The following is a 25,474-nucleotide window of genomic DNA, read 5'->3' as shown; positions in this document are numbered from 1 at the left end:
GTCAGGCGACGTACTCCGCGAGATGCTTCCCGGTCAGCGTCTTCGGCTTTTTGATCAAGTCGGCCGGAGTGCCTTCGAACACCACCTTGCCGCCGTCGTGGCCGGCGCCGGGACCGAGGTCGATGATCCAGTCGGCGTGGGCCATGACGGCCTGGTGGTGCTCGATGACGATGACCGACTTGCCGGAGTCGACCAGGCGGTCCAGCAGAGCGAGGAGTTGCTCGACGTCGGCCAGGTGCAGACCGGTCGTCGGCTCGTCGAGGACGAGGATGCCGCCCTTCTCCCCCATGTGCGTCGCCAGCTTCAACCGCTGCCGCTCTCCACCAGACAGGGTCGTTAGTGGCTGCCCGAGCGACAGGTACCCGAGCCCGACGTCCGCCAGCCGCTCCAGGATCTTCTCGGCGGCCGGCGTCTTCGCGTCACCCTCGGCGAAGTACGCCAGCGCCTCCGACACCGGCATCGCGAGCACCTCGGCGATGTTCTTCCCGCCGAAGGTGTACTCCAGTACGGCGGCCTGGAACCGCTTCCCCTCGCACTCCTCGCAAGGGGCCTCGACGGTCGCCATCACGCCGAGCTCGGTGTAGATCACGCCCGCGCCCTTGCAGGCCGGGCAGGCACCCTCGGAGTTCGCGCTGAACAGCGCCGGCTTCACGCCGTTCTCCTTCGCGAACGCCTTCCGGATCGGGTCCAGCAGCCCCGTGTACGTCGCCGGGTTGCTCCGCCGCGACCCGCGGATCGCGCCCTGATCGATCGCCACCACGCCCTCGAGATCGGCGACCGACCCCTGGATCAGCGAACTCTTCCCCGACCCGGCGACCCCGGTCACGACCACCAGGACACCGAGCGGTACGTCGACGTCCACGTCCTGCAGGTTGTTCGTCGAGGCCCCGCGGACCTCCAGTGCACCCGAGCCGGACCGCACGGACGACTTGACCGAGGCCTTGTCGTCCAGGTGCCGCCCGGTGAGAGTGCCGCTGGTGCGCAGCTTGTCGAGCGTTCCCTCGAACACCACCTCGCCACCACCGGAGCCCGCGCCGGGACCGAGGTCGATCACGTGGTCCGCGATCGCGATCGTCTCCGGCTTGTGCTCCACGACGAGGACGGTGTTGCCCTTGTCGCGCAGCTGCAGCAGCAGCTCGTTCATCCGCTGGATGTCGTGCGGGTGCAGGCCGATCGTCGGCTCGTCGAACACGTACGTGACGTCGGTGAGCGACGACCCGAGGTGGCGGATCATCTTCGTCCGCTGCGCCTCGCCGCCGGACAGCGTGCCGGCCGGTCGCTCCAGCGACAGGTAGCCGAGGCCGATGTCGACGAACGAGTCGAGCGCGTGGCCCAGCGCCTTCAGCAGCGGTGCGACCGACGGCTCCTTCAGCTCGCGGATCCACGCGGCCAGGTCGGTGATCTGCATCGCGCACAGGTCCGCGATGTTCTTGCCCTTGATCTTCGACCCCAGCGCCTCGGCGCTGAGCCGGGTCCCGTTGCAGTCGGGGCAGATCGTGAACGTCACCGCCCGCTCGACGAACGCGCGGATGTGCGGCTGCATCGCGTCCACGTCCTTGGACAGGAACGACCGCTGGATCGCCGGGATGATGCCGGTGTAGGTGAGGTTGATGCCCTCGACCTTGATCTTGGTCGCTTCCCGGTGCAGCAGGTCGTGCAGTTCCTTCTTGGTGTACTTCTTGATCGGCTTGTCCGGGTTGAAGTACCCGGCGCCGCGGAAGATCCGCCCGTACCAGCCGTCCATGCTGTAGCCGGGGATCGTCAGCGCGCCCTCGTTCAGCGACTTGTTCTCGTCGTACAGCGCGGTCAGGTCGAAGTCCGTCACCGAGCCCATGCCCTCGCAGCGCGGGCACATGCCGCCGGCGTACACGGCCTCGCGGACGACCTTCTTCTCCCCGGCGCCCTTGTCGGCGGTCATCGAACCGGTCGCGGTCCGCTTCGGGACGTTGAACGAGTACGCCGTCGGCGGGCCGGCGTGCGGTTTCGCGATCCGGCTGAACAGGATCCGGAGCATCGCGTTCGCGTCGGTCGCCGTACCGACCGTGGAGCGCGGGTTGGCGCCCATCCGCTCCTGGTCGACGATGATCGCGGTGGTCAGGCCGTCGAGTACGTCGACCTCCGGGCGGGCCTGGTTCGGCATGAAGCCCTGGACGAACGCGCTGTACGTCTCGTTGATCAGCCGCTGCGACTCCGCCGCGATGGTGCCGAACACGAGCGAGCTCTTACCCGACCCGGACACCCCGGTGAACGCCGTCAGCCGGCGCTTCGGGATCTCGACACTGACGTCCTTCAGGTTGTTCACCCGGGCCCCGGTCACCCGGATCAGGTCGTGGCTGTCGGCAACATGCTCGTCGCGGCTCATGCTCTTACCTCTCGGCGAAAAGGGCTCAGGATGCCTGGTTGATTCGGATGTGGTTGCCGGCCGGGTCGCGGAACGCGCAGTCGCGGACGCCGTACGGCTGGTCCACCGGTTCCTGGATCACCTCGGCGTCGGTCGCCTGCAGCCGCTCGAACAGACCGTCGATGTCGTCGGTCTGCAGCACCACGGTGGCGTACGTGCCCTTCGCCATCATCTCGCCGATCGTACGGCGCTCGTCCTCGGTGATACCGGGGTCGGCGAACGGCGGGCAGAGCACGATCCCCGTGTCTGGCTGTCCGGGCGGGCCCACGGTGATCCACCGCATACCGCCGTACCCGACGTCGGTGCGGACCTCGAAGCCGAGGATGTCGCGGTAGAACTTCAGCGACTCCTCGGGGTCGGTGTGCGGCAGGAAGCTGGCGAGAATCTTGATCTCCATGGGCGTCAACCTAACTGCCGGAGGACGGAGATGCTTCTCGATTCCTGATCGGTCGCGTCACCTGTTTCGCGACACACGACGGGATGCCGAGCGTGGCGTCGCCGGCGTTCTCCTTGTAGACGCTCGGCGGCATCCCGACCAGCTCGGCGAACCGGGTGCTGAACGTGCCCAGCGACTGACAACCGACCGCGAAGCAGACGTCGGTGACACTCATCCCGCCGCGCCGCAGCAGCATCATCGCCCGCTCGATCCGCCGGGTCATCAGATACCCGTACGGCGACTCTCCGTAAGCACGCTTGAACTCGCGGCTCAGGTGCCCGGACGACATGTGCGCCCCGCGCGCGAGCGCGTCGACGTCCAGCGGCTGCGCGTACTCCCGGTCGATCCGGTCCTTCACACGGCGCAGCCGCGCCAGGTCCTGCAGGCGCTGCTCGTCCGTCGTTCCGCTACTCACCGTAGGAATCCTGCCATGTCAGCCGACCGAAGTCATTCCTCCGCGCCAGCCCGGGTCAGCGGCCGGTGGTGCCGTCGAGCTGTTCGCGGATGATGTCGGCGTGGCCGGCGTGCCGGGAGGTCTCGCCGATCACGGCGAGGATCGCCCAGCGGAGATTGTGCGTCTTGCCGTTGCGGGTCACCGGGGCGTCGGGGTCGGCGAGCTTCGCGATGATCTCGTTGGAGGCGGCGCAGGCAGCCTTGTACTCGGCGCGGAGCGACCTGAGCGAGAGGCTGGGTTCGACCCGCATCGTGCGATTGCCGCGGGTCGCCGTACCGCCTGCGACGACCTCCTCGAACCACAGCGACTCGACGAAGGTCAGGTGCTGGATCAGGCCGGCGACGTTCGTGCCGGAGTCGACAGTGCTGCGGCGCGCGTCGGTCTCGCTGAGGCCGGCAAGCTTCTTCAGCACGCCGGCGCGCAGGCCTTCGAGGGTCGCCACCAGTTGGTCGAGTTCGGTCGTCATGCGCAGGGTCCGATCGTCGAGACCAGACCATGATGGTCCGACGCGGGGATCGGATACCAGTCGTTGTCGTCGGAGCACCAGCCGGGCTTCACGAACAGGTGGTCGATGCGGATCAGCAGCGGCGACCACTTCGCGATCTGCGACGGGCGGCCCCAGTTGTCGAGCATCGCGTCGTTGAGGTGTTCGGTGAGGACCCGGTAGTCGCGCCCGCGGTCCGTGGTGTTCAGGTCACCGGCCACCACGACGGGGCGGTCGTCGCGTGCTGCGCGGGCGGCGATCTGTTCGATCAGCCGGTGATGCCCTGCGACGGTCGTCTCGTACGGCGTCCCCTTGTCCGTCGACGAGGTGTCCGTCGGCCCGCTCGACTTCCACCACGGTCGCGGCACGTGCACCGCGATCAGGTCGAACTCGCCCGACGGTGCATGGACCCGGACCACGAACCCGGGCAGATCCGCGTCGGGCGACTCGAGGACCGTCAGCGGCCAGCGGCTGAACACGCCGATCGCCGGGCCTTTCCAGACGGCGACGTGCTCCGGGTACGACTCCGACAACCGCTCCGTCAGCGGCGGTCCGATCTCGGAGACGACGAGTACGTCGGCCTTGAGCGCGAGCAGGTTGTCCGCGCCGTCGAGCTCACCGCTGCCGATGTTGGCGGCGGCGATCCGCACGGCGCGACTCTTGTCCACGGTGCCGGTGCCGTGCGGGACCCACGGCCCGAACGTGGCGACGATCCCGACCAGCAGCGTCGACACAGCGAACGCGACCGCCACCCGCCCCCACCGGCGGCGCATCATGGCACGCGGGCCAGGGGCGACCAGCAGACCTGCGACGACGAGGCTGACGACGGCCGTGACGAGCACAGCCAGTGGCAGCACGATCGCAATGACATCGGTGACGACGCCAAGCCAGTCGCGCAGCACGAACCATGCCCATGGCAACAATCCGGCGATCACGATCCCCACGGACCGCCGGAGCAGCGGATCCCCCTCCACGCCACCAGACTAGGTCACACCATCAAGTACGTAGTGCTCATCGAGCGCCCCAGTTGAGGTACGCGACGTTCGCTAGTAGCCAGCCGAACCCGATCGCTTGCTGACCGTCGCGCTCCGGTGTCGGTTGGTAGCGGTTGTAGAGGGCGAGACAGTGTGCATGGACGTTGGGGTCCCACGGGCTCACCTGCATCCAACGCGGTGCCTGGTGCGCGACCGAAGCGGCGCCGATCGCTGTGCCACCGACAGTCGTGTGTACGGCGGGGAGACCGTCGGCGTCCGTCGTCGCGACATTCTGGGTAAACGTGCGCGCGAGCCGCTCCATGTCCAGGCCGGTGAACGCGAGCCGCGCCCGGAAGGCCCGGACGGCGAACTCGACGTCGATCGCACCGTGGCTGATGTCCTCGAACTGCCGCGCCGGCCCACCCGACGGCGTGAAAATCGAGACATCGCTCTCCGGGTTTCCCGTCTTCGCGAACCCCTCGTAAATCCGGCCACCCGCAGGCCAGTAATGCCACTGACAGGCGTCACCCGCATCCACCGTGAGCTGGCCGGCCAGCATCCGACCCATCGCGGCGACCTTCCGCCGGTAACCACTCTCTCCGGTTGCCAGCGCGAGCTCGACCAGCGTCTGCCCGAGACCGACCGACTGGTTGATCGGCTGCTCACATCCGTCGTACGCGAGCGGCTGTCCTTTCGGCCAGATCAGGTGACCGCCGTCCTGGTCGCTCTCGTACTCCCAGTCGTGCAAGGCGACCGCTTCGCGGCAGGCCATGAGGTACTCGGCCGCCTTTCGCTGGTAGCGCCGGCTGAGAACCGGGGAGCCGGCGACCAGCCGGACGAAACTCGCGATCGGGTACGTGATCATCCCGGTGTGAACGGCGAAGATCACCGGGTTGCAGTGCATCTCGTAGGTGCCCAGCCGCGGTAGGTCGCCCGCGCGCGGAGTCGGCCGTCGATCGGCTGCCGTGAGCTGGAGCGGTCCGGGGGCTGCCGCGTAGATGCGGCTCATGGCGTAGTCGGGGCTCGCCGGATCCAGTGAGAGGTCGGAGAGCGTGACCGTGCGGTTCACGAACGTGTTGACGAGCTGGACGGTGAACGTGTCAGGACGGGTCCCGGCGGTGACGGTGACCGTGGTGTCCTCGGCGTACGACAGAGCCTCGCGGAGGTCGAGCAGCGGCTGACCGTTGCTGTCGGCAAGGGTTGCGTAGCCGGTCGTGTACGGGTGGTCGGCTCGCCAGGCGGGGAGCGAGAGACCGCGGTAGTCCGTGACACCGCGTTCGCTGTCGCGGACCGCGAGGACCTGGTCGACGTTGTCGATGAGGCGGTCCAGGTAGTAGGTGTCGCGGTACTTCTCGTACATGCGGACCAGTCCGAGCAGCACATACGACTGACTCCAGGCGAGCATGCCGGACCGGCCGTCCCGGTTCGTGTTGTCGTTCGGCTGATCCGGCTGCCCAGGCCCGCCCTCCCGAAACAGCCGATCCCAGTCGTCGAACGTCTTACGCGCAGTGTAGTCGATGTCAGCGGCGTACGCCGGCAACGCGGAGAGAGTGCTCCCCGCCGTTCCCGCGACTGCACCGGCGGCCGTCAGACGCAGAAAGTCACGGCGAAGGACTTTGCTGTGGGGCGGGGAGATGTCGGGCATGAGGCGGCCTCCAGCTCTTCAAGGGCGGCGTCGAAGAACGCAACATTCTCCCGCAGGAAAGCGATTTACGGCAGGTCTAGTGTCAGCGGTAAATCCTTGAGGAAGTCGACCGCGTCGAACATCGCGCCCGCCGACGCCACCCCGGACGAACGCGTCTCACCGGCGAGGATCCGGCGTACCGCGCCAACCGCGAGCGGCGCCGAGATCGCGTAGATGTCCTGCCCGGTCGCCGTCGCCCGCCGCTCCTCGCCGCCGGTCCGCACCCGGACATCCACCACGAACGTCTGGTCCGACCGGCCTTGCTCGTCGACGGCCGCGGGCGCCGGCGTTTCCGAGTCCGCGAGATCACCGGCGGCCTCGAGCGTCATGTACGTGCGAACCTCGGGAACGGCGATGTGCGTCGGGATCGTGATCACGTCGGCCATCGTGAACTCGGAGATCACGCGGCGCCGGCCGAGCGGATCCGGGAACATCCAGTCCTCCTGGACCGGCTGGTCCTGGTGGTACTGCAGGCGACCGCCGCTGAACCGCACGCGCTGACCGTTCCGCCGGTCGTGCGAAATCTCACCGGCGGCACGCGTTCCCGGCGTGGGATGCCAACTACTCAGCCCGTAAGCCACATGCACCTCGTCGGCGCTGGTCCGCTCCCCCAACGCCGCCGTCGTCAGCAGGTCGCCGAGTCCGCCGTAGAACGCCATCGCCGGGATCACGGGGAGAGCGCTCGCTCTGGCGAAGGTCGACACATTGGCCTCGAGCTCGGCCGCGACGTCGACGTACGGGATTCCCGCGCGGGCGGCCGCGTCGATGATGGGGTCGGCGGTGGTGGCGAACGGCCCGGCGGCGTTGATCACGGCTGCCGCGTTCTTCAGAGCCAGGTCGAGGGCGTGCGGGTCGTCGACTGCAGCCGGGCGGATGTCGAGGTCACCCCACTGAGCAGTGAGGGCCGCCGCGTTGCGTCCGGAGACAGCGGTGGGAAGGTTCTGCCGGAGGAGTTCCTCGACGACGAAGCGGCCGGTGTGACCGGTGGCGCCGTACACCACGATTGCGTTCATGGGACGAGTCTCGCCGGTCTCCACAGACCGGCGTGAGAGTCCGGAACGACACCATCCGTACACTTTCGGACATGCACACCGTCGCGCTCGCCACCGCCGGACACCTGCTCCATTTCGAGCTCGGGATCGCGTACGAGATCTTCGGCAATCCACCGCTCGGGGTCGACGAGTGGTACGACGTGCGCCTGTGCGGGCCGGGGCCGGTACAGGTCGGGCCGTTCGTGGTCGAGCCGACCGAGCCGCTCGACGCGATCGCGCGAGCGGACACCGTACTGGTGCCGGCGCTCGCGGATGTCGACGAGCCGGTGTCGGGTGAACTGGCGGATGCGGTGCGGGTGGCGTACGAGGCCGGGGCGCGGATCGCGTCGTTGTGCACCGGCGCGTTCGTGCTCGGTGCGGCCGGGCTGCTCGACGGACGGCGCGCCACCACGCACTGGGCGCACACCGACGTACTGAGCGCGCGCTATCCGGAGGCTGTCGTCGATCCGGACGTGCTTTACACGGACAACGGCAACGTGCTGACGGCGGCGGGGAAGGCGGCCGCGGTCGACCTGTGTCTGCACCTGATCCATCTCGACCACGGTGCGACGATCGCGAACACGGTCGCCCGGCGCCTCGTCGTACCGCCGCATCGGGCTGGTGGGCAGGCGCAGTTCGTGGCGACGCCGGTGCAGGTCAACGGCGATCACTCGCTCGCGCAGCTGCTGGCCTGGGCGCAGGAGCGTCTGGACCAGCCGTTGACCGTCACGGACCTGGCCAAACGCGCCAACACCAGCCCGCGACACCTCGGCCGGCAGTTCCGATCAGTCACAGGCCAGACGCCACTCCAATGGCTCCTGACCCAACGCGTCCGCCGAGCCCAGCAACTCCTCGAGTCCACCGACGACGGAATCGAAAAGGTTGCCACCGCCACCGGCCTCGGAACGGCCACCACCCTCCGCCGCCACTTCCAACGCGTCGTCGGCGTCCCCCCAAACACCTACCGACGTTCGTTCCGCAGCACGTAGGCTCGGTCGGCATGAGCCTCCAGGAGCTCCGCTTCCGCGCCACGCACCTCGACGCAGTGCGTGCCGGTACGAAGCGGATCACCATGCGCTTCAACGACCCCGTCGAGGTCGGTCCGGCATCTCTGGTGTTCGAGTTCGACGAGGAGGTCCGCATCCCCGGGCGGATCGTGTCGACGGTCGCCAAGCGCGTCGACAGCGTGACCGACGACGAGGCACGCGAGGACGGCTTCGCGACCGCGGCCGACGTACTGCCGGGACTCCACGACTATTACCCGGAGCTGCAGCCGAGCGACGAGCTCGTCATCGTCCGGTTCGACGTCGTTTCGACCTACCCGCGCCGGATGCACACCGCGCTCGACACGACCGATGGGCGCGGGCTGGCTGAGTTCTATCGGGTGCTGCTTGGTCTGCGGTACCGGCCGGGAGACGAGCCGCCGGCGGACGGTACGGCGGATGATGCCAGTTGGCTCGTGCTCGTTGACGAGGAAGGGAATCGTCAGCTGGCGATCCAGCAGGTGGATGAGTTGACGCCATCCACGTGGCCGTCGCCCGACGTGCCGATGCAGATGCACCTCGACTACGCCGTACTGTCGGTGGACGAACTCCATCGGCATCGGCAGCGGGCCGAGGAACTCGGTGCAAGGCTTTTGTACGACCGGACCGCCGACGAAGGCGAGCCCCTCTTCGTCCTGGCGGATCCGGCGGGGCATCCGTTTTGTCTACTGGTAGGAGAGCTGTGAGCAAGCAGACTGGGTACGCCGACGTCAACGGCCTGCGCATGTACTACGAGGTGCACGGCGAGGGCGGTACGCCGTTGGTGCTGCTGCACGGCGGACTGTTCAACATCGACCTGCAGTTCGGCGAACTGCTCGATGGGTTGTCGGCCGGGCGGAAGGTCATCGCCGCCGACTTCCAGGGACACGGCTACACGAACGACATCGACCGCCCACTCGGTACGGCGGAGCTGGCCTCGGACGTGGTGACGCTGCTCGCGCGCCTCGACGTACCGAGGGCTGACCTGTTCGGGTTCAGCGTCGGCGGCGCGGTCGCGCTGTACCTCGCGATCGAGTACCCGGAGCTGGTCCGGAAGGCGGTCATCTCGTCGGTCTCGTTCAACCCGTCCGGCGACCGTGAGGAGAACGCGGAGGCGGTCGGCGCGATGAAGGTGGAGATGATCGCCGGTACGCCGATGGAGGCCGACTACCTGGCGAAGTCGCCGCACCCCGATCACGAGCACCTGCAGACGCTGCTCGACAAGCTCGGCAGCTACGACCGCGGCATGTCCGGATGGAGCGACGACGACATCCGTGGCATCGAGGCGCCCACGCTGCTGACGTTCGGCGACTCGGACGCGGTGAAGCTCGAGCACGTCGTCCGTTTCCATCAGCTCCGCGGCGGCGACGTCAACGGCGACTTCGTCGGTGTCCCGGCTTCGCAGCTGGCCGTCTTCCCCGGTACGACGCACTTCACCGGTCTCGCCCGCACTCCCCTGGTCCTCGACACCGTCACCACCTTCCTCGACGCCTGATCACTCGCAATGGATGCGCTGGCGGAGTTGCGCGAACTGATCGTGAAGGCGATCGGGCGTGAAGGCGCTGTCGACGGGCTCCTGCTGTCGGTGGTCACGGCGCCGACCCCGCCAACGTCCAGCCTGGCCTCGCCGACGTTCGCGCTGGTGGCGCAAGGGCGGAAACGGCTGGCGCTCGGAGAGCAGATCTTCGAGTACGGCGCCGGCGACTACCTCGTCGTATCGGTCGATCTGCCCGTCACGGGCCACTTCGTCGAGGCATCGCCCGCCGCGCCGTGCCTCGGTGTCGGTCTCGAATTGAAGCCGGAGGTCATCGCGGAGCTTCTGCTCGACGCGGCCGAGAAGCCAGGCGGACCCGTCCGCGGTCTGACCGTGAGCCGCGCGTCGACGGAGCTGGTCGACGCGGTCATCCGCCTGCTGCGCTTGGTCGACGAACCTGAGGACGCGCCCGTGCTGGCGCCGCTCGTCCAGCGCGAGATCCTCTGGCGCCTGCTCCGGAGTCCGCAAGGCGCCGCCGTACGCGACATCGGCCTCGCCGACAGCAGCCTGTCGCATGTCGCGCGCGTCATCCGCTGGATCCGCGACCACTACACCGAGCCGTTCCGGGTCGAGGATCTCGCGGCGATGGCCGGCATGAGTACGTCGGCGTTCCACCGGCACTTCCGTACCGTGACCGAGCTGACCCCGATCCAGTACCAGAAGAAGATCCGCCTGCAGGAGGCGCGGCTGCGCGTGGTTGGCCTCGGCGAGGACGTGACGAGTGCCGGGTACGCCGTCGGCTACGACAGCCCGTCCCAGTTCAGCCGCGAGTACCGGCGCGAGTTCGGTATGCCGCCGAGCCGCGATCGAGCAGGATCAGGCAAGTCATCGCGAGCATCGGTCTAACCCTCCCCCTGCAATCAAACGTCTACTGGTGAGGTACCTGTTCCTGACCAGTAGGAGTTGTGCACGATCATGCATGTAGCTGTGATCACCGGCGGGAGTTCCGGCATCGGCCAGGCCGCGGCGTTCGAGCTCGCGAAACGCGGCACCGCCGTCGTCCTCACCTATCGCGGCAGTCGCGAACGCGGCCTGGAGACGGTCGAGCGAATCGAGAAGGACGGCGGTACGGCGGTCGCGCTACCGCTGGACATCGCCCGCCCCGACACGTTCACCGAGTTCCGCGCCACGCTGACCGACGTACTGCGGCGATGGGACCGCACGTCGTTCGACTTCCTCGTCAGCAACGCCGGCGTCGGGCAACCTCCGGTGATGTTCGAGGACACGACCGCGGATCTGTTCGACCAGATGGTCAACGTCCACCTCAAAGGCCCGTACTTCCTCACCCAGACCCTTCTCACGCTGATCGCCGACCACGGCTCAATCGTCTACACAACGAGTACGTCGGCACTCGAGTCAGCACGCCCGTCGCCCGGGTACTCGGTCTACGCGAGCGTGAAGGGCGCGCAGATCGTGCTCACTCGCTACCTCGCGAAGGAGCTCAGCACCCGCAGGATCCGGGTCAACGCCGTCGCACCCGGCGTGACCCGGACCCGTCTGGGCGACGACGCGTTCGCCCAGCACCCCGAGCTGATCCCGCCGATCGCCGAACGCACCGCGCTCGGCCGGATCGGCGAGTCCGACGACCTCGGCAAGGTGATCGCGTTCCTCGGCTCCCCCGACGCCAGCTGGATCACCGCCCAGACCGTGGAAGCCTCCGGCGGCTACGAACTCTGAGACCGCTCAGCTGACGCGGAAGACAGGCCACGCGATGCCGGTGCGCCAGGCCGCCGGATCCGGGTCGTCTCGCGGGCCGACCGAGTATGTCTCCTGCACTGGTCCTGCAACGGCCAGGGCGTGCTCGTGCACCCAGGTCGCGAGCCGGCCGTAGGTGACGTCGATGTCGTCGTGGGGTCCGTGGTGAATCGTCGCTGCGAGCTCGACGGCGGGTAGCTCGACCGGGCGCACCCGGCCGTGCGACGGCGCCTCGGCGACGGGGTAGTAGACGAGAACGGTCCCGCGGCCCTCGGCGAACAGTTCGTTGTCGTAGTGCCCGCCGGGCGGACCGGCCGGCTGGGCGACGGCAGCGTCGAGCTCGGCCATCGCACCGTCGTACCACGGGAGAACCTCGTCCAGGCTCAGGATGTCGGTGATGCCGGCGACCAACGCGGCGGGCTCCGAGCGGAGCTCGACCTCGAGGTCACCTGGAGCGGGTCTGAGCAGCCGTTGTAAGGAGGTCACGGCCGCTCGGGTCCGTTCGAGCGTCTCTTGCAGCCGTTCGAGATGGACCGCGACGAGGTCCGCGCGCCGGTCCGGGTCGTCGGTGGCGATGATCTTGCCGACCTCTGCCAGCGGTACGTCGAGCTCGCGCAGCCGGTGGATGACCTGAGCGGACGGGATCTGCTCGACGGCGTAGTACCGGTAGCCGCTCGACGGGTCCACCGCCGCGGGCTCGAGCAACCCGCTCTCGTGGTACCGCCGCAGCGTGCGAACACTCAGATGCGTCGCCCGCGCGAACTCGCCGATTGTCAGTCCGCTTCGCACGACGCTCAGCCTGCACCCTCTCCCGGGGAGAGAGTCAACTCCTTGCGTCTCCCCCGCCGAGAGGCCGCAACATCAAAGCCATGTTGCCTGACACGATCACCAAATACCTGATCAGCCACGTCACCCGGAACGTCCCAGCGGCGATGCGCTGGTACGCCGACGACGCCGAGGTCACCGATGACGGCAAGTCCTATCGCGGCCACGACGAGATCCGCGCCTGGCTGGCGAGCTCGGCCAGCGAATACAGCTACACGACCGAACTCACCAGCGCCCGGCAGATCGACGAACAGACCTACGTCGCGACCCATCACCTCGAAGGCGACTTCCCAGGCGGCACCGCCGACCTGGACTTCACCTTCACCCTGATCGACGGACGGATCACCCGGCTCGTCATCACCTGATCATCGGAGCCTCGTCACCCCACCCCGCGCCGCGAGCGCTCCGGTACGACGGAGAGGACTTCGGTACGACGACCCGCTCCGCCGTACCGGAAGCTGTGCAGAGGTCGAGAACGACCTGGCCCTTGCGACGGATCGGCCGGGTCAGCACTCGCGCCGCGGCAGGGCGAACCGGGCACCGGGTGGCGACGACGTACGCGAACTTCTCGTCCTCGTAGTTGCGGGTGCCGTCCTTCAGCGCCCGGTGCAGTTCGGTGCGCGGGAGGCGCGCAGCGAAGTGACACCAGTCGACCGGACACGGTCCCTGATGCGGACAGGGCGCCGCGATCGTGAATCCCTGGGCGATCAGGAGCTCACGAGCGCCGAGGGTACGGCGGTGGCCGCCCGGGGTGCCCGGTTCGACGACGACGATCGTCTTCGCCGACCGGGCGGCGGACCGGATCAGGTCGCTCCGGGTCTCCTCGGTCAGCTCGTTCAGGACATAGCCGATCGTCATGAGGTCGACCGTGGTCGGTGAGGTCCAGTCGCGGAGGTCGGCGGTCGTCCAGCGCCAGTCTTGCGCGAAGTTGCCTGCGGCAAGTTGCCGGCCGAGGCGGACCGCGGCGGGTTGGCGTTCGACGACCTCGGTGGTGACGGACGGCCAGAGTGCGGCGACGGCCCAGGCGGCGGCGCCGGTTCCGCCGCCGATGTCTACATGGGTGGTGGGCTGGTGTTCCACGGTCGAGAGCGCGGTCTGGAGGGCGCGGAAGGTGGCCGGCATCCGTACGACGGCGTACGCGAGCGCGTCGAGCGCGTCGCGCATTCCTGGGGCGGTGTCGGCGACCTGTTCGGTGCGGTAGCGGTGTGAGAGCGCGGCTACGCGGCCGCGGAGTTCGTGATGCGGCACGCCGGCGACGGCGCGCGCGAGGGCAGCATGCAGCTGAATGTCCACGGAGGACATGAGGGATCTCCGGTTCGATCGGCACGGAGTGCGGCCCCTGTACGAGGGCGCACGTGATCCGCGGCCAGACGCCGCGACGCACCAATCGGTCCGGGAAGAGCTGTCAGCTGGTCAGCGGGCAGCAGTCGAGGAGGGAATGGCGCGGAACCGGATAACCTTGCAAGCCATCACACACCTCCTCGGATCAGCACGACCGTAGCAGAGCACGCCGTACCGCGCTCCCGATTTAGGGCTCCCGTTTCAGCGGCTCTCCGACGTACACAGACAGACCTTGTTGCCCTGGGGATCCGCGAGCACGATGAACGCCGGCGCCTCCTCGTCGTACGTCACCTTGCCGCCCGCAGCGAGTGCCGCCTCGATCCGCCCCGGCACGACCTCCGGCGGCAACCAGAGGTCGAGATGGAACCGCTGGCGAGGCGTCTCGTGCGGTGTCGTGCCCTGGAACCACAGGTTGGCGATGCGGCCCGTGGGGTCGAAGATGTCGTTGTCCGTGAAGGCTTCAGTGCTGCCGGTGAGCACCGCGGCCCAGAACGGACCGAGCTCGACCAGATCCGCCGTGTCCAACCCGATCTCGAGCTGCGCCACGGCCGTCGGGTCGGCGGTCAGACCCTGCTCCGCCGCGATCGCACTGATCCGTCCCGCAAGCTCCGCGTCCCGGGTCGCAACGTCCACGAAGGACGCACTGAGCCGCACCTCAGGTACGACGTCCTGACTGGCCTCCCCCACTGCCGCCACGAAGCGCACGCCGTCCGCATACGCATCGATCAAGAACCTCGCGTGCAGCTTCTGCGCAAGCTTCCGCCAGTCCTGCAATCCAGTCTCGGGCACCATGAACCGAGGCTAGGACTCCGCACCGACAGTTCTCGCCTTCAGGGTCGCGAGATCGCGCTCGGCGTACCGGCGGTGCTCGAACTCCTCGCCGAGGATCGTGCCGAGACACCTGCGGACCAGATAGCTCTCGGACGCCGGGTAGCCAGGCCCCGGGACGGGCATCGTCTGCTCGGTCAGCTGGTCGTCGGTGAGGTCCGCGAGCAACGACCGTACTGTCGTCATCCGATCCGTCCGCAGTTCGAGCACCTCGTCGAGCGACGGCCGAGCACCGCGGTCGCGTGGCACGGGTGGGGTGTCGTGCATCTCGTCGTGAGGCAGGTCCAAGGGGTGCCACGGCTCGGGCACGCCGAGGACGGCACGACGTACCCAGGCGTCAGTGGCGAACACGAGATGGCGGAGCGTCTCGATGAACGACCACTCGCCGTCCACCGACTCGTGCAGCAACTCAGGCGGCAACCGGCGGGCCTTCGTGACGGTCTCCGACCACAGCTGTTCGAGCAGGTCCCACGCTTCGCGGTAGCCGTCGGCGTCGGTCGGACGCATTCGCTCGCGGCCCGGGTACAGGCGGTTGAGCTCCGCGTCGACCAGCGGTACGACGTCGATACCCCAGACCGTCAGGTTGCTGATGTCGCCGTCGAGCGACACGTCGACCAGTCGCGCGTTGCGAATCGTCGTACCGCTCAGGTCCACGTCGTCGAAGTACGAGCCGCTGAGATCGACGTCCTGGAACACCGCGTCCCGGAGCGTCGACTCCTCGAATCGTGCCCCGGTCAGATTCTGCGCCTTGAACTCGGTCACACCGTCAGCTTTACAGACCGCGGCGCACAGCGGAACCGGCCCGTGATAGATCTGCTGTCGGTACGCCGTGTTCGGACGTGCCTCCCGCCTTCAGAACGGAGCGGCATGTACCGCAGGCTCGTCCTCAAGCTGTCCGGCCAGGCGATCGCCGGCCCGAACGAGTTCGGTTTCGCCAGCGACCGGCTCACCCATCTCGCGACCGAGGTGATCGCGCTGCGCGCCACCGGCGTCCAGGTCGCGGTCGTCGTCGGCGGCGGGAACGTTTTCCGGGGCAACCGGGCGGACGACTGGGGCATCGACCGGGTCGAGGCGGACAACATCGGCATGCTCGGCACCGTCATCAACGCGGTGCTCCTGCGCGGACGGCTCGCGGCGCTCGGTGCGCACGGCGTACGGCTGATGACCGCGATCCCGATCGACAACCTGGCCGAGCCGTACATCCGGCTGCGCGCGCTCCGGCACCTGGAGAAGGGCTCGATCGTGCTGCTTGCCTGTGGCAACGGGCAGCCGTTCACCACCACGGACTACCCGTCGGTGCAGCGTGCCGTCGAACTGGAGGCGGATGCGCTACTGGTCGCCAAGAACGGCACCGACGGGGTGTACGACGCCGACCCGAACAAGCACCCCGACGCCCGGCGGTTCGATCATCTGTCGTACGCCGAGGTCATCGACCGCGGCCTCGGCGTGATGGACCAAACCGCCTTCATCCTCGCCCGCGACCACCACCTCCCCCTCCACGTCTTCGACATCGACCGCCCCGGCGCCGCCTCCGCCATCCTCAACGGCACCCCCTTGGGCACCCTCATCAACTGAGCTCGCGCGCGATCACGTCAAGGTGCGGCTGAATCCAGTCCCCACCCGCCGCGTGCTCCGCCTGCACCGCGATCAGCGACCACAGCACGCGGTACATCGACAGCATCCGGGGCGGTGCGTCGACGTCGCCGTACCCCGTCAGGAACGCTGTCGTCACCTCCGGCCCAGCCATGGACAACCGGGCGAGGTCGAACAGCGGATCGCCGTACGTCGTGTCGCCCCAGTCGAGGATCCCGGTCAACTCGGCACCCTCGGCGTACACGTGCCGCAGATGCAGATCCCCGTGCAGCAAGGCAGGCGTCACGCCCGCAACACTCTCGATGAACTCGGGCGCCACCTCCCGGAGGCGCGCCGCGAGGCGATCCGGCAACACGTCCAACCCGTCCAGCACACCCCGCAGCCGATCTCCCCAGGACGCCGTCGGGTCGACGATCGTGTGCACGCGCCGCATGCCCTCCCCGACCATCCGCACCACCGCGCCGAGGTCCGGCGAGTCCGCCGCGAGCGGCCGGCCAGGAAGCTCCCGCGTGATCAGAGGAGACGACGCGATCACCTCCGGCGCAGGTACGCCGACCGTCCGCGCGAGCTGACACGCGACTGCCTCTTCGGCGACCGTCGCGCCAGCCTTCAGGTAGTAGACGCCGGCACGCGTTTCCAGGCGGAAGGTCTCGTTGCCGACGAAGCCGTTCACCGGAGTCGCACGGACGACGGCACCCACGTGCGGTGTCGCCAGGGCGATGGGATCGAGCATCTGAGTCAGCCTACGGGTCGGTGTAGGCGGGGGCTAAATAGTTTGTTCCGACGTGCAAAGGGTTGGTGTACTCGGGGCGTACTGAAGAACAGGTGTCTTGTAAAGGAGTCCGTCATGCGACCTCGCTTCATGGCTGTTGCGGAGACCGATGGCACCTGTTCTAAGGACATGAAGCGGCGTGGAAGTACTGAATCTTGGGATCCTGGCGCATGTTGACGCCGGAAAGACCAGCCTGACCGAGCGGCTGCTGTACGCCGCCGGAGTCATCGACGAGGTCGGCAGCGTCGACGACGGGAACACCCAGACCGACTCGCTCGCGCTCGAACGGCAGCGCGGGATCACGATCAAGTCCGCCGTCGCCGCGTTCACGATCGGTGACGTCGGCATCAACCTGATCGACACCCCGGGGCACCCGGACTTCATCGCCGAGGTGGAGCGCGCGCTGAGCGTGCTCGACGGCGCGGTCCTGGTCATCTCGGCGGTGGAGGGGGTCCAGGCGCAGACGCGCGTACTCATGCGCACCCTGCAACGCCTGCGCATCCCCACCCTGATCTTCGTCAACAAACTCGACCGCCCCGGCGCGCAGTACGACGGCGTACTGCGGCAGATCGCCGCGAAACTCACCCGGGAGATCGTCCCGATGGGCGAGGCGGCGTACCTCGGCACGCCCGAGGCGACGTTCAAGCCGATCGTGCAGGAGGACGCCCTTCTGGAGGTCCTCACCCGGCACGACGACGCGCTCCTGCAGCGGTACGTCGACAACAAACCGCTGTCGTTGCACGAGGCACTCATCACCCAGACGCACCAGGCGATCGTCCACCCGGTGTACTTCGGATCGGCGATCACCGGCGCGGGCACGGACGCACTCGCCGACGGCATCCGGGAACTGCTCCCCCGCGCCCGCACCACCGGCGTACCGCTCGACGGCACGGTGTTCAAGGTCGAACGCGGACCGGCCGGCGAGAAGATCGCGTACGTGCGGATGTTCTCCGGAACGACCCAGGTGCGTGAGCGCGTGCGGTACGGCGACGCGGACGGGAAGATCACCGCGCTCGAGGTCGTCGGCGAAGGTCCCGCGGCGACGATCCGCGCCGGCCAGATCGGCCGCTTCTGGGGACTCGCGGAAATCCGCATCGGCGACACCCTGACCGATCTCCGGAACATTTCCGCCACGGAACGGCACGTTGTTTCCGCACAATCGTTCTCCCCACCCACGCTCGAAACGGTCATCACTCCGAGGAAGCGCTCGGACAAGGGCAACCTCCGCGTCGCGCTCACCCAACTGGCGGAGCAGGACCCGCTGATCAACCTCCGCCAGGACGACCTGCGCCAGGAAACCTACGTCTCCCTGTACGGCGAGGTGCAGAAGGAGGTCATCGAGTCCACGCTGGCCACCGACTTCGGGATCGAGGTCGACTTCCGCGAGACCACCACGATCTGCATCGAGCGGATCGCCGGAACCGGGCAGGCGGTCGAGTTCAACAAGAAGGACGCGAACCCGTTCCTCGCCACCGTCGGGCTCCGCGTCGAAGCGGCACCGGTCAACGCCGGCGTCACCTTCGAACTGGAGGTCGAACTCGGCTCGATGCCGTACGCGTTCATCAAGGCCGTCGAGGAAACCGTCCGCGAAACCCTGCACCAGGGCATCCACGGCTGGCAGATCCCCGACGCCCGAGTGGTGATGACGCACTCGGGATATTCCGCCCGCCAGAGTCACGCCCACGCCGTGTTCGACAAGAGCATGTCCAGCACGGCCGGCGATTTCCGGTTCCTCACCCCGCTGGTCCTGATGACCGCACTCCAGGAAGCGGGTACGACGGTGCACGAGCCGATGCACCGCTTCCGTCTGGAGATCCCGACCGACACGACCCGCGCCGTACTCGCGGCCCTCGCCCGGCTCCGGGCGATCCCGCAGGTCCCGGCGCTGGCCGCGGAAACCTCAACCCTGGAAGGAGAAATTCCCGCGGCAGCCGTGTACGAACTCGAGCAGCAGCTCCCCGCCCTCACCCGCGGCGAGGGCGTCCTGGAGTCGGCGTTCGAGCGCTACCATCCGGTGACCGGCCCCGTCCCGGAACGCCCGCGCACCGACCACGACCCCCTCAACCGCCGGGAGTACCTACTCCACGTACAGCGTCGGGTTTGATGCCGTGTACGACGTTGGCGCCGAGACCGTCATCCGTGGTGATCTCGGCGTCCAGGCCGTGTTCGATCATCACCGCCCGCGCGAGCGGTGCCTGGTGGTCGCTCATCTCGACGAACAGATGACCGCCGGGCTTGAGCCACTCCCCTGCGCCGGCAACCACGCGGCGCAGGGTCGCGAGGCCGTCCGGTCCCCCATCCAGCGTGACGTGCGGCTCGTACAAACGGGCCTCCGGTGGGAGTAGCCGGATCTCGTCGGTCGGAACGTACGGAACGTTCGCCAGCAGTACGTCGACCTCACCGCGCAACCGCTCCGGCAACGCCGCGTACAGGTCGCCCTGATACACGGTCCCGCCCCACGGCTCCACATTCCGGCGTGCGCTTCGCACCGCGGCCAACTCGATGTCAGCGGCGTACAGCGACACCTCGCAGTCGGCCGCGACCGCGGCACCCAAGGCACCGGAGCCGCAGCCGAGGTCCAGCACGACCGAGCCCGCGACGGCGACCCGCAGCGCTTCGGCCACCAAGAACTCGGTACGACGACGCGGGATGAACACCCCCGGATCAACGGCGATGCGCAGCCCGCGGAACGAGGCCCAGCCGACGACGTACTCCAACGGCGACCCGGCGACCCGCTGGTCGACCATCGCGCCGAGCTCGGCCGCATCGCGCGCGGTCTCGAAGATCAAGGCCGCCTCGTCCTCGGCGAACACACATCCGGACGCACGCAACCGCTCGACAACGGCGCCGAGCTCAAGAGCAGAAGAAACAGACATGGAACCCCGATACGAGACCGCGTCAGCTTACCCGAACGCGTTCACTCCGGTGAGCTGCGCCGACACCGTCCACAACCGCTCCGCCGACGCGGGATCGATCGCGTACGGCCGGACTCCCGGCGCGTCGTCCGGCGACACCTCGGCGACCTCGCAGTCCTCGAGGAACACACCGCCGAGCCCCTCGAGCTGCGGAGACGTCGCCGCCCACACCTGCGTCGCCGCGCCCTGCCCCGGGCTCTTGAACGCCGGGTTCAGTGCGTTGCCGTCCTCGTCGATCCAGCCGAAGTCGACCATCTCCTGCTTCTCCAGGTGCCGCTGCAGCGGGGTCAGGATCCCGCCAGGATGCAGCGCGAACGCCCGTACGCCGGAATCCTTGCCGAGAGCATCGAGCTGTACGGCGAACAGCACGTTGGCCGTCTTCGCCTGACCGTACGCCTCCCACTTGTCGTACCCCAGCCGGAACTCGAGGTCGTCCCACCGGATGTCCGACCGCCGGTGCCCGGTCGACGACACCGACACGACCCGCGCCCCGCCGTCGGCCGCGAGCGCCGACCACAGCCGGTTGATCAGCGCGAAGTGTCCGAGGTGGTTGGTCGCGAACTGCGCCTCCCACCCCGGCCCGACCCGCGTCTCCGGCGAGGCCATGATCCCCGCGTTGTCGATCACGATGTCCACCGACCGCCCCGACGCCAGGAACCGCTCTGCGAACGCGTCGACACTCTTCAGGTCACCGAGGTCCAGTTCATCGACCTCGGCCAGATCGCCGAGAACTTCCCGCGCCGCGTCCGGCCGCCGGGCCGGTACGACGACGTGCGCGCCGGCCTTCGCCAGCGCCTTGGTGGTCTCCAGACCGAGACCGGAATATCCACCGGTGACGATCGCGAGCTTGCCGGTCAGGTCGATCCCGGCGAGTACGTCGTCCGCGGTGCTGTCGTGCCCGAAACCCGAGCCGATCTTGTGTTGTGCACTCATGTCATCGAGCCTACGAATTAGAGTTCGCTCTAGGTCAAGTCGTGAGGTGCGGGTCCAGCCGCAGGGACTCGGCCAGGCGTTGCAGGGCCGGGTTGGGGTTGTCGGGGCTCCAGCACGCGTGCAGGGTGACCGAGTGCGCGTCGGCCGCATCCAATTCGCGGTAGCGGACGCCTTCGACACCCATCGCCATGATCGAGCGGGGGATCAACGCACAGCCGAGCCCGGCGCGGACCAGCGCGAGCATCGTGGGCACCTGCGAAGCCAGCTGGCTGACCGCGTAGCGATCCATGCCGATCATGGCCGCGCAGATGTCGTGCAGGTACTGCGATCCCTCCGGGCTGTATCCGATGTAGTCGTCGGTCACGTCCACGAGCGACACTGCCCCGGCGCCGAGTGCCAGTGGATGCGAGACAGGTACCGCGAGGACCAGGTCCTCCGAGTGCACCAGCAACGACTCGAACTGCGCCGGGATCGGTGGGCGCACGAGGCCGACGTCGATCTCCAGGTTCGCCAGCGCCTCGAACTGTGCCGGACTCACCAGTTCGGTCAGCTCGGCCGTGACCCCCGGCGTTCGTTTCCCAACCATGGTCAGGAAGTCGGCGAGTACGGCGTACGCGCCGATCGCGGTGAAGGCGAGACGGAGCGTCCCGGTCGTCCCGTCGGCGGCTCGCCGGGTCGCCTCGGGTGCGACTTCTAGCAGTGCTAGCACTCGGCGAGCGTGCTCGAGGAACACTCCCCCGGCCGCGGTCAGCCGGACGCCGCGGCCGGTGCGATCGAAGAGGCGGACATTGAGGGTGCGCTCGAGGCCCTGGATCTGGCGGGTCAACGGCGGCTGGGTCAGGTTCAGGCGCTGGGCGGCCCGGCCGTAGTGCAGTTCCTCGGCGACGGCGACGAATCCACGGAGTTGCTGGAGCGACAGGTCCATGGCTGCCATGCAAGCACGGTATCGGTCCATACGTAAATGGGCTTGGACCGGCATAACGGAAAGCGCCTACCGTCGGAGCACCGACCACCGAAGGAGCCGACACGGTGCCGAAACTCGCTGCCCTCTTCTCCCCCGAACGCGCCGCCGACGTGATCGACCCGGAGACCCGCCGCCTGCTCGAGGACCGCTTCGACGTGGTCTGGGCAACCGCCGACCACACCAAGGGCCCCGGCTCGCTCGCGAAGCCGCCGGCACTCGACCCGGCCGCCGTACCGGTGCTCGCCGAAGGCGCCGACGTGCTCCTGACCAGCTGGGGTACGCCGCACCTCGACAAGGAACTGTGGGCCGACGGCAACGGTCCGAAGGTTGTCGCGCACGCCGCGGGCACCGTGAAGAACCTGATCGATCCGGTCATCCTCGACCAGGGCGTCGGGGTGTTCTCGGCAGGCCCGCGGATCGCGTGGTCGGTCGGTGAGTACTGCCTGGCGTCGATGCTCACGCTGGCTCGGCGACTACCCCGGTTCGACGGTGCTGTCCGCGGTGGCGGGTGGAAGCAGACCGAGTACCGCGGACATGAGTTGGCCGGCGCGAAGGTCGGGATCATCGGCGCGAGCAGTACGGCGCGTGCGCTGATCACGCTGCTCAAGCCGTTCGGCTGCGACGTGGTCGTGTACGACCCCTACCTGAGTGCCGAACGCGCTGCGGAACTCGGGGTTCGTCTGGCCGACCTGCCGGAAACGTCCGAGAGCGCCTTCTTGACGATCCACGTGCCGAACGTGCCTGAGACGAAGGGCATGATCTCCCGTGAGCTCATCGAGCGGCTTCCGGACGGCGCGGTCGTGGTCAACTCCTCGCGCGGTCCGGCGATCGATCAGCAGGCTCTGCTGGAACACGCCGTCTCCGGAAGGATCTACGCGGCGCTCGACGTCTACGACCCGGAGCCGCCGGAACTGGCCGAGAGCGCTCTCCGAGCGGAGAACCTGCTGCTCACCCCGCACATCGCCGGCGACACGGCCGAGGGTCACCTCAAGCTCGCCGGCTACGTGCTGCGGGACGCCCTCCAGTGGCTCGACAACGGCACCCGAGGCCCCAGCTTCGTCGACCCCACCCTCTGGTCGATCGCCGCCTGACCGGCTGAGAGGACTGATCATCATGTCCCGCATCACCCAGGTTGAGGTCTTTGCGGTTGCGGTGCCGTTCGCGCGCCGGTTCGTGCTCGGCAGCGGTGCCGTCGGCTCCCCCGACGCCGCCCCGGACCAGGCCGGCGCAGTGATCTTCGTGAAGCTCACGACCGAGGACGGCGTGGTCGGCTGGGGAGAGCAGAGAGCACTCCCCAGCTGGAGCTACGAGACCGCCGAGACGATGGCAGTCGTCATCCGCCGCCACCTCGCCCCGATCCTGCTCGAACTCACGCCGTTCGACGTCGAACTGTTCCACCAGCGCGCCGCCAAACGCCTCAGCCCCGCCGTCTCCAACGGCTTCCCGTTCGCCCGCGCCGCCGTCGACGTCGCGATGCACGACGCGGCCGGCAAGCTGGCCGGTGTCCCAGTGCATGCGCTGCTCGGCGGCAAGATCTACGACGAGATCCCGCTCTGCTCCGCGATCGGGGTCGGCGACCAGGAAACGGTCCGCCAACACGCTCTCCAGTCGTCGGACTATGCGGCGTACAAGGTCAAGATCGGCGGCGACCTGGACGCGGACACGGCCGCGATCGAGACCGTCGCGGAAGTTGCCGACGGCAAGCCCCTGTGGCTGGACGCCAACCAGTCGTACCGCCCGGCCGCACTCAAACAACTCCGCGACCGGACAGCGCACATCCGCACGATCCACTGCGTCGAGCAACCCGTCCCGAGCACCGACACACTCGCCATGCAGCGTGTTCGCGAGCTCATCGACCTCCCGGTAGCGATCGACGAGGGCAGCTTCTCCGCGCAGGACCTCGCCCGCGCGATCCGCCTCAACGCCGCGGACCTGGTCGTGGTCAAGGTCTGCAAATCGGGCGGTCTGCGGAACGCCCTCAAGACCGCCCAGACAGCGCTGGCGGTCGGCGTGGAATTGCTCGCCAGCGGCCTGACCGACTGCGGAGTCGCGTTCGCCGCCGCGCTGCACGTGTTCAGTCAGCTCGAGCTCGCCCTGCCCGCCGAGCTCAACGGGCCGGAGCTGCTGACCGATCTGTACGTGGACGGGCTGAGCATCACCAAGGCCGTCGCAACGGTCCCCACCGCCCCTGGATTGGGCGTCGAGGTCGACGAGGAGCGCATCCGCGCCGAGTCGATCGACCTGCTCTACCGGTGAGGAGAACCAGGTGATGAGAACCATGAGTACCAACCTGACCCGCCGCAGCGTGCTCCAGCTCGGCGGTCTGGCCGGCATCGCGCTCGCGGCCGGCTGTTCCTCGGGGCCACCGGCCGGCGCCGCCACCTGGGCGATGTGGTCGAGCAGCGCCGCCGAGAAGAAGGTGTGGGAAGACTTCGGCAAGTACGTCGAGCAGCAGCTCGGCGTGAAGTCGGTCGCCACCCTGACCCCGTCGAGCGGCTACCCGACCAAACTCGACCTGCAACTCGTCAGCGGTACGGCGAGCCTGGTCACCGCGCTCAACGGCACCCTGATCCCGACGTACGCCGCCCGCGGCGCGCACCGGCAGCTCGACGACCTGATCGCCGCGGATCCCGATTTCAAGCTCGACGACTTCTACGAGACCAGCCGGAAGATCTCGGGCTTCAACGGCAAGACGTACGCGATCGGCTTCGACGTCGCGCCGACCGTCATGTACTACAACAAGGACCTGCTGAAGAAGCAGGGCATCCCGCTGCCGTCCCGGACCGAACCGATGTCCTGGGCAACGTTCCGCGACCTCGCCAAGCAGCTCACCAAACCCGGTGAGCAGTACGGCTTCACCTGCGCGCCGGCCATCGACGACCTGGTGTCGTGGATCTATTGCGCCGGCGGCAACGTGATGAGCGCCGACGCGAGCCGCAGTGCGCTCGGTGATCCCGAGGCGATGGAGGCGCTGCAGTTCGTCATCGACCTGTTCGTGAAGGACAAGGTCACGCCGCCGATCAAGAACCTGGTCACCGAGAGCTCACTGTCCAACTTCATGCAGGGCAACGTCGCGTTCATGCAGAACGGGCCTTGGCAGGTGGTGAACGCCCGGAAGGCCAAGTTCGACTGGGACATCATCCCGTTCCCGGCCGGCGCCAACGGAAGTACGCCGCGCGTCTCGGGATCCAGCTTCGCCATTCCATCGGGGGTACGTGAGGGCGCCGAGCTCGACCTCGCGTGGAAGCTGCTCAAGACGCTCACCAGCACAGGCGCGCTCGACATCTACGCCAAGGCCGGCCGCAACAACCCGGCCCGGCTCAGCGCCGGGAGTGCGTTCCGGCCACCGCCCGACAACCTCGGGATCGTCCAGGACATCCTGGCCGGCAAGGTCGCCGGTGGCCACGCGTTCGACGTCACCACGAACTGGAACCAGGTCAAGCAGCTGCTCGGTCAGGATCTCCCACGCACGTTCCTCGGCCAGGTCGGCGTACCGGAAGCTATCAACGGGCTGACGCCGCGTCTCGACGTACTGATGCGGCAGCATCTCGACACCGTCCGCCAAGCCACGGCCAGGAAGGGGTGAGC

General features: G+C 68.2%; 26 protein-coding genes. 11 read left to right on the top strand and 15 right to left on the bottom strand.

The genetic code is table 11. The features are described from left to right. Position 1: 1 nt before the first annotated feature. The 7 genes from EV649_RS23260 to EV649_RS23230 form a co-directional block, all read right to left on the bottom strand. Positions 2-2,362 (bottom strand): excinuclease ABC subunit UvrA, encoded by a 2,361-nt coding sequence (locus tag EV649_RS23260; RefSeq protein ID WP_130385674.1) that lies wholly within the window; start codon positions 2,360-2,362, stop codon positions 2-4. A gap of 25 nt (positions 2,363-2,387) precedes the next feature. Continuing rightward, positions 2,388-2,798, bottom strand: a complete 411-nt coding sequence (locus EV649_RS23255; RefSeq protein WP_130385673.1) for a VOC family protein — start codon at positions 2,796-2,798, stop codon at positions 2,388-2,390. A gap of 10 nt (positions 2,799-2,808) precedes the next feature. Next, a complete protein-coding gene (locus EV649_RS23250; RefSeq protein ID WP_130385672.1) occupies positions 2,809-3,252 on the bottom strand; it encodes an AraC family transcriptional regulator in 444 nt (147 codons plus the stop codon). A gap of 55 nt (positions 3,253-3,307) precedes the next feature. Continuing rightward, complete coding sequence (locus EV649_RS23245) at positions 3,308-3,757, bottom strand: DinB family protein (protein WP_130385671.1); 450 nt, start codon at positions 3,755-3,757, stop codon at positions 3,308-3,310. Next, positions 3,754-4,749 (bottom strand): endonuclease/exonuclease/phosphatase family protein, encoded by a 996-nt coding sequence (locus tag EV649_RS23240; protein WP_130385670.1) that lies wholly within the window; start codon positions 4,747-4,749, stop codon positions 3,754-3,756. The genes EV649_RS23245 and EV649_RS23240 overlap by 4 nt, the downstream gene beginning before the upstream one ends. 37 nt (positions 4,750-4,786) lie before the next feature. Beyond that, positions 4,787-6,394: a hypothetical protein gene (locus EV649_RS23235; protein WP_130385669.1), complete on the bottom strand. Its 1,608-nt coding sequence runs from the start codon at positions 6,392-6,394 to the stop codon at positions 4,787-4,789. Positions 6,395-6,459: 65 nt separating this feature from the next. Then, positions 6,460-7,446 (bottom strand): NAD(P)H-binding protein, encoded by a 987-nt coding sequence (locus EV649_RS23230; protein WP_130385668.1) that lies wholly within the window; start codon positions 7,444-7,446, stop codon positions 6,460-6,462. Between the two features lie 71 nt (positions 7,447-7,517). Between EV649_RS23230 and EV649_RS23225 the strand changes: the two genes are divergently transcribed. The 5 genes from EV649_RS23225 (at position 7,518) to EV649_RS23205 (ending at position 11,697) form a co-directional block, all read left to right on the top strand. Then, positions 7,518-8,453 (top strand): helix-turn-helix domain-containing protein, encoded by a 936-nt coding sequence (locus tag EV649_RS23225; protein WP_130385667.1) that lies wholly within the window; start codon positions 7,518-7,520, stop codon positions 8,451-8,453. A gap of 11 nt (positions 8,454-8,464) precedes the next feature. Continuing rightward, the gene (locus EV649_RS23220; protein ID WP_130385666.1) at positions 8,465-9,193 is read left to right on the top strand and encodes a VOC family protein; all 729 of its coding nucleotides are present in this window, start codon (positions 8,465-8,467) and stop codon (positions 9,191-9,193) included. Beyond that, a complete protein-coding gene (locus EV649_RS23215) occupies positions 9,190-9,981 on the top strand; it encodes an alpha/beta hydrolase (RefSeq protein ID WP_241998555.1) in 792 nt (263 codons plus the stop codon). Before EV649_RS23220 ends, EV649_RS23215 begins: the two co-directional genes overlap by 4 nt. Before the next feature lie 9 nt (positions 9,982-9,990). Next, positions 9,991-10,866 (top strand): AraC family transcriptional regulator, encoded by an 876-nt coding sequence (locus EV649_RS23210; protein ID WP_130385665.1) that lies wholly within the window; start codon positions 9,991-9,993, stop codon positions 10,864-10,866. 69 nt (positions 10,867-10,935) lie between these two features. Next, positions 10,936-11,697, top strand: a complete 762-nt coding sequence (locus EV649_RS23205) for an SDR family oxidoreductase (RefSeq protein ID WP_130385664.1) — start codon at positions 10,936-10,938, stop codon at positions 11,695-11,697. Positions 11,698-11,703: 6 nt separating this feature from the next. On the opposite strand, the gene EV649_RS23200 is transcribed toward EV649_RS23205, so the two are convergent. Continuing rightward, entirely contained in the window at positions 11,704-12,504 is an 801-nt protein-coding gene (locus EV649_RS23200) for a MerR family transcriptional regulator (RefSeq protein ID WP_130385663.1), read from the bottom strand. An 80-nt stretch (positions 12,505-12,584) separates the two neighbouring features. On the opposite strand from EV649_RS23200, the gene EV649_RS23195 reads away from it, so the two are divergent. Then, on the top strand, positions 12,585-12,905 hold the full coding sequence (locus EV649_RS23195; RefSeq protein WP_130385662.1) for a nuclear transport factor 2 family protein: 321 nt from the start codon (positions 12,585-12,587) through the stop codon (positions 12,903-12,905). Here the strand turns inward: EV649_RS23195 and EV649_RS23190 are convergent. The 3 genes from EV649_RS23190 to EV649_RS23180 form a co-directional block, all read right to left on the bottom strand. Then, positions 12,898-13,842 carry a small ribosomal subunit Rsm22 family protein gene (locus EV649_RS23190; RefSeq protein WP_130385661.1) on the bottom strand — a complete coding sequence of 315 codons (945 nt, stop codon included), beginning with the start codon at positions 13,840-13,842 and terminating at the stop codon, positions 12,898-12,900. The genes EV649_RS23195 and EV649_RS23190 overlap by 8 nt on opposite strands. Positions 13,843-14,082: 240 nt before the next feature. Beyond that, a complete protein-coding gene (locus EV649_RS23185; RefSeq protein WP_130385660.1) occupies positions 14,083-14,673 on the bottom strand; it encodes a VOC family protein in 591 nt (196 codons plus the stop codon). Between the two features lie 9 nt (positions 14,674-14,682). Further along, positions 14,683-15,501 (bottom strand): DinB family protein, encoded by an 819-nt coding sequence (locus tag EV649_RS23180; RefSeq protein WP_347233153.1) that lies wholly within the window; start codon positions 15,499-15,501, stop codon positions 14,683-14,685. 75 nt (positions 15,502-15,576) lie between these two features. Between EV649_RS23180 and pyrH the strand changes: the two genes are divergently transcribed. Next, entirely contained in the window at positions 15,577-16,284 is a 708-nt protein-coding gene (gene pyrH, locus EV649_RS23175) for a UMP kinase (RefSeq protein ID WP_130385658.1), read from the top strand. On the opposite strand, the gene EV649_RS23170 is transcribed toward pyrH, so the two are convergent. Next, positions 16,277-17,035: an aminoglycoside phosphotransferase family protein gene (locus tag EV649_RS23170; protein WP_130385657.1), complete on the bottom strand. Its 759-nt coding sequence runs from the start codon at positions 17,033-17,035 to the stop codon at positions 16,277-16,279. The genes pyrH and EV649_RS23170 overlap by 8 nt on opposite strands. Before the next feature lie 178 nt (positions 17,036-17,213). On the opposite strand from EV649_RS23170, the gene EV649_RS23165 reads away from it, so the two are divergent. Continuing rightward, entirely contained in the window at positions 17,214-19,178 is a 1,965-nt protein-coding gene (locus tag EV649_RS23165) for a TetM/TetW/TetO/TetS family tetracycline resistance ribosomal protection protein (protein WP_130385656.1), read from the top strand. Here the strand turns inward: EV649_RS23165 and EV649_RS23160 are convergent. The 3 genes from EV649_RS23160 to EV649_RS23150 are packed head-to-tail and all read right to left on the bottom strand — an operon-like array spanning position 19,135 to position 21,856. After that, the gene (locus tag EV649_RS23160) at positions 19,135-19,950 is read right to left on the bottom strand and encodes a putative protein N(5)-glutamine methyltransferase (protein ID WP_130385655.1); all 816 of its coding nucleotides are present in this window, start codon (positions 19,948-19,950) and stop codon (positions 19,135-19,137) included. The genes EV649_RS23165 and EV649_RS23160 overlap by 44 nt on opposite strands. Positions 19,951-19,977: 27 nt before the next feature. Then, the gene (locus EV649_RS23155; protein ID WP_130385654.1) at positions 19,978-20,922 is read right to left on the bottom strand and encodes an SDR family NAD(P)-dependent oxidoreductase; all 945 of its coding nucleotides are present in this window, start codon (positions 20,920-20,922) and stop codon (positions 19,978-19,980) included. A 34-nt stretch (positions 20,923-20,956) separates the two neighbouring features. Further along, positions 20,957-21,856 carry a LysR substrate-binding domain-containing protein gene (locus EV649_RS23150; protein ID WP_241998554.1) on the bottom strand — a complete coding sequence of 300 codons (900 nt, stop codon included), beginning with the start codon at positions 21,854-21,856 and terminating at the stop codon, positions 20,957-20,959. Positions 21,857-21,951: 95 nt separating this feature from the next. On the opposite strand from EV649_RS23150, the gene EV649_RS23145 reads away from it, so the two are divergent. Genes EV649_RS23145 through EV649_RS23135 form a run of 3 tightly spaced genes read left to right on the top strand, consistent with a single transcriptional unit; the run spans position 21,952 to position 25,472 of the window. Continuing rightward, on the top strand, positions 21,952-22,977 hold the full coding sequence (locus tag EV649_RS23145) for a hydroxyacid dehydrogenase (protein ID WP_130385653.1): 1,026 nt from the start codon (positions 21,952-21,954) through the stop codon (positions 22,975-22,977). Positions 22,978-22,999: 22 nt separating this feature from the next. Beyond that, positions 23,000-24,142, top strand: coding sequence for an enolase C-terminal domain-like protein (locus EV649_RS23140; RefSeq protein ID WP_130385652.1), 1,143 nt, complete (start codon positions 23,000-23,002; stop codon positions 24,140-24,142). 13 nt (positions 24,143-24,155) lie between these two features. After that, positions 24,156-25,472, top strand: coding sequence for a sugar ABC transporter substrate-binding protein (locus EV649_RS23135; protein ID WP_241998552.1), 1,317 nt, complete (start codon positions 24,156-24,158; stop codon positions 25,470-25,472). The last annotated feature ends 2 nt before the right edge of the window (positions 25,473-25,474 follow it).

Origin of the sequence: Kribbella sp. VKM Ac-2569, assembly GCF_004216905.1 — a bacterium.
Taxonomy (GTDB): Bacteria; Actinomycetota; Actinomycetes; order Propionibacteriales; family Kribbellaceae; genus Kribbella.
This window is presented reverse-complemented; position numbering and strand designations above follow the sequence as displayed.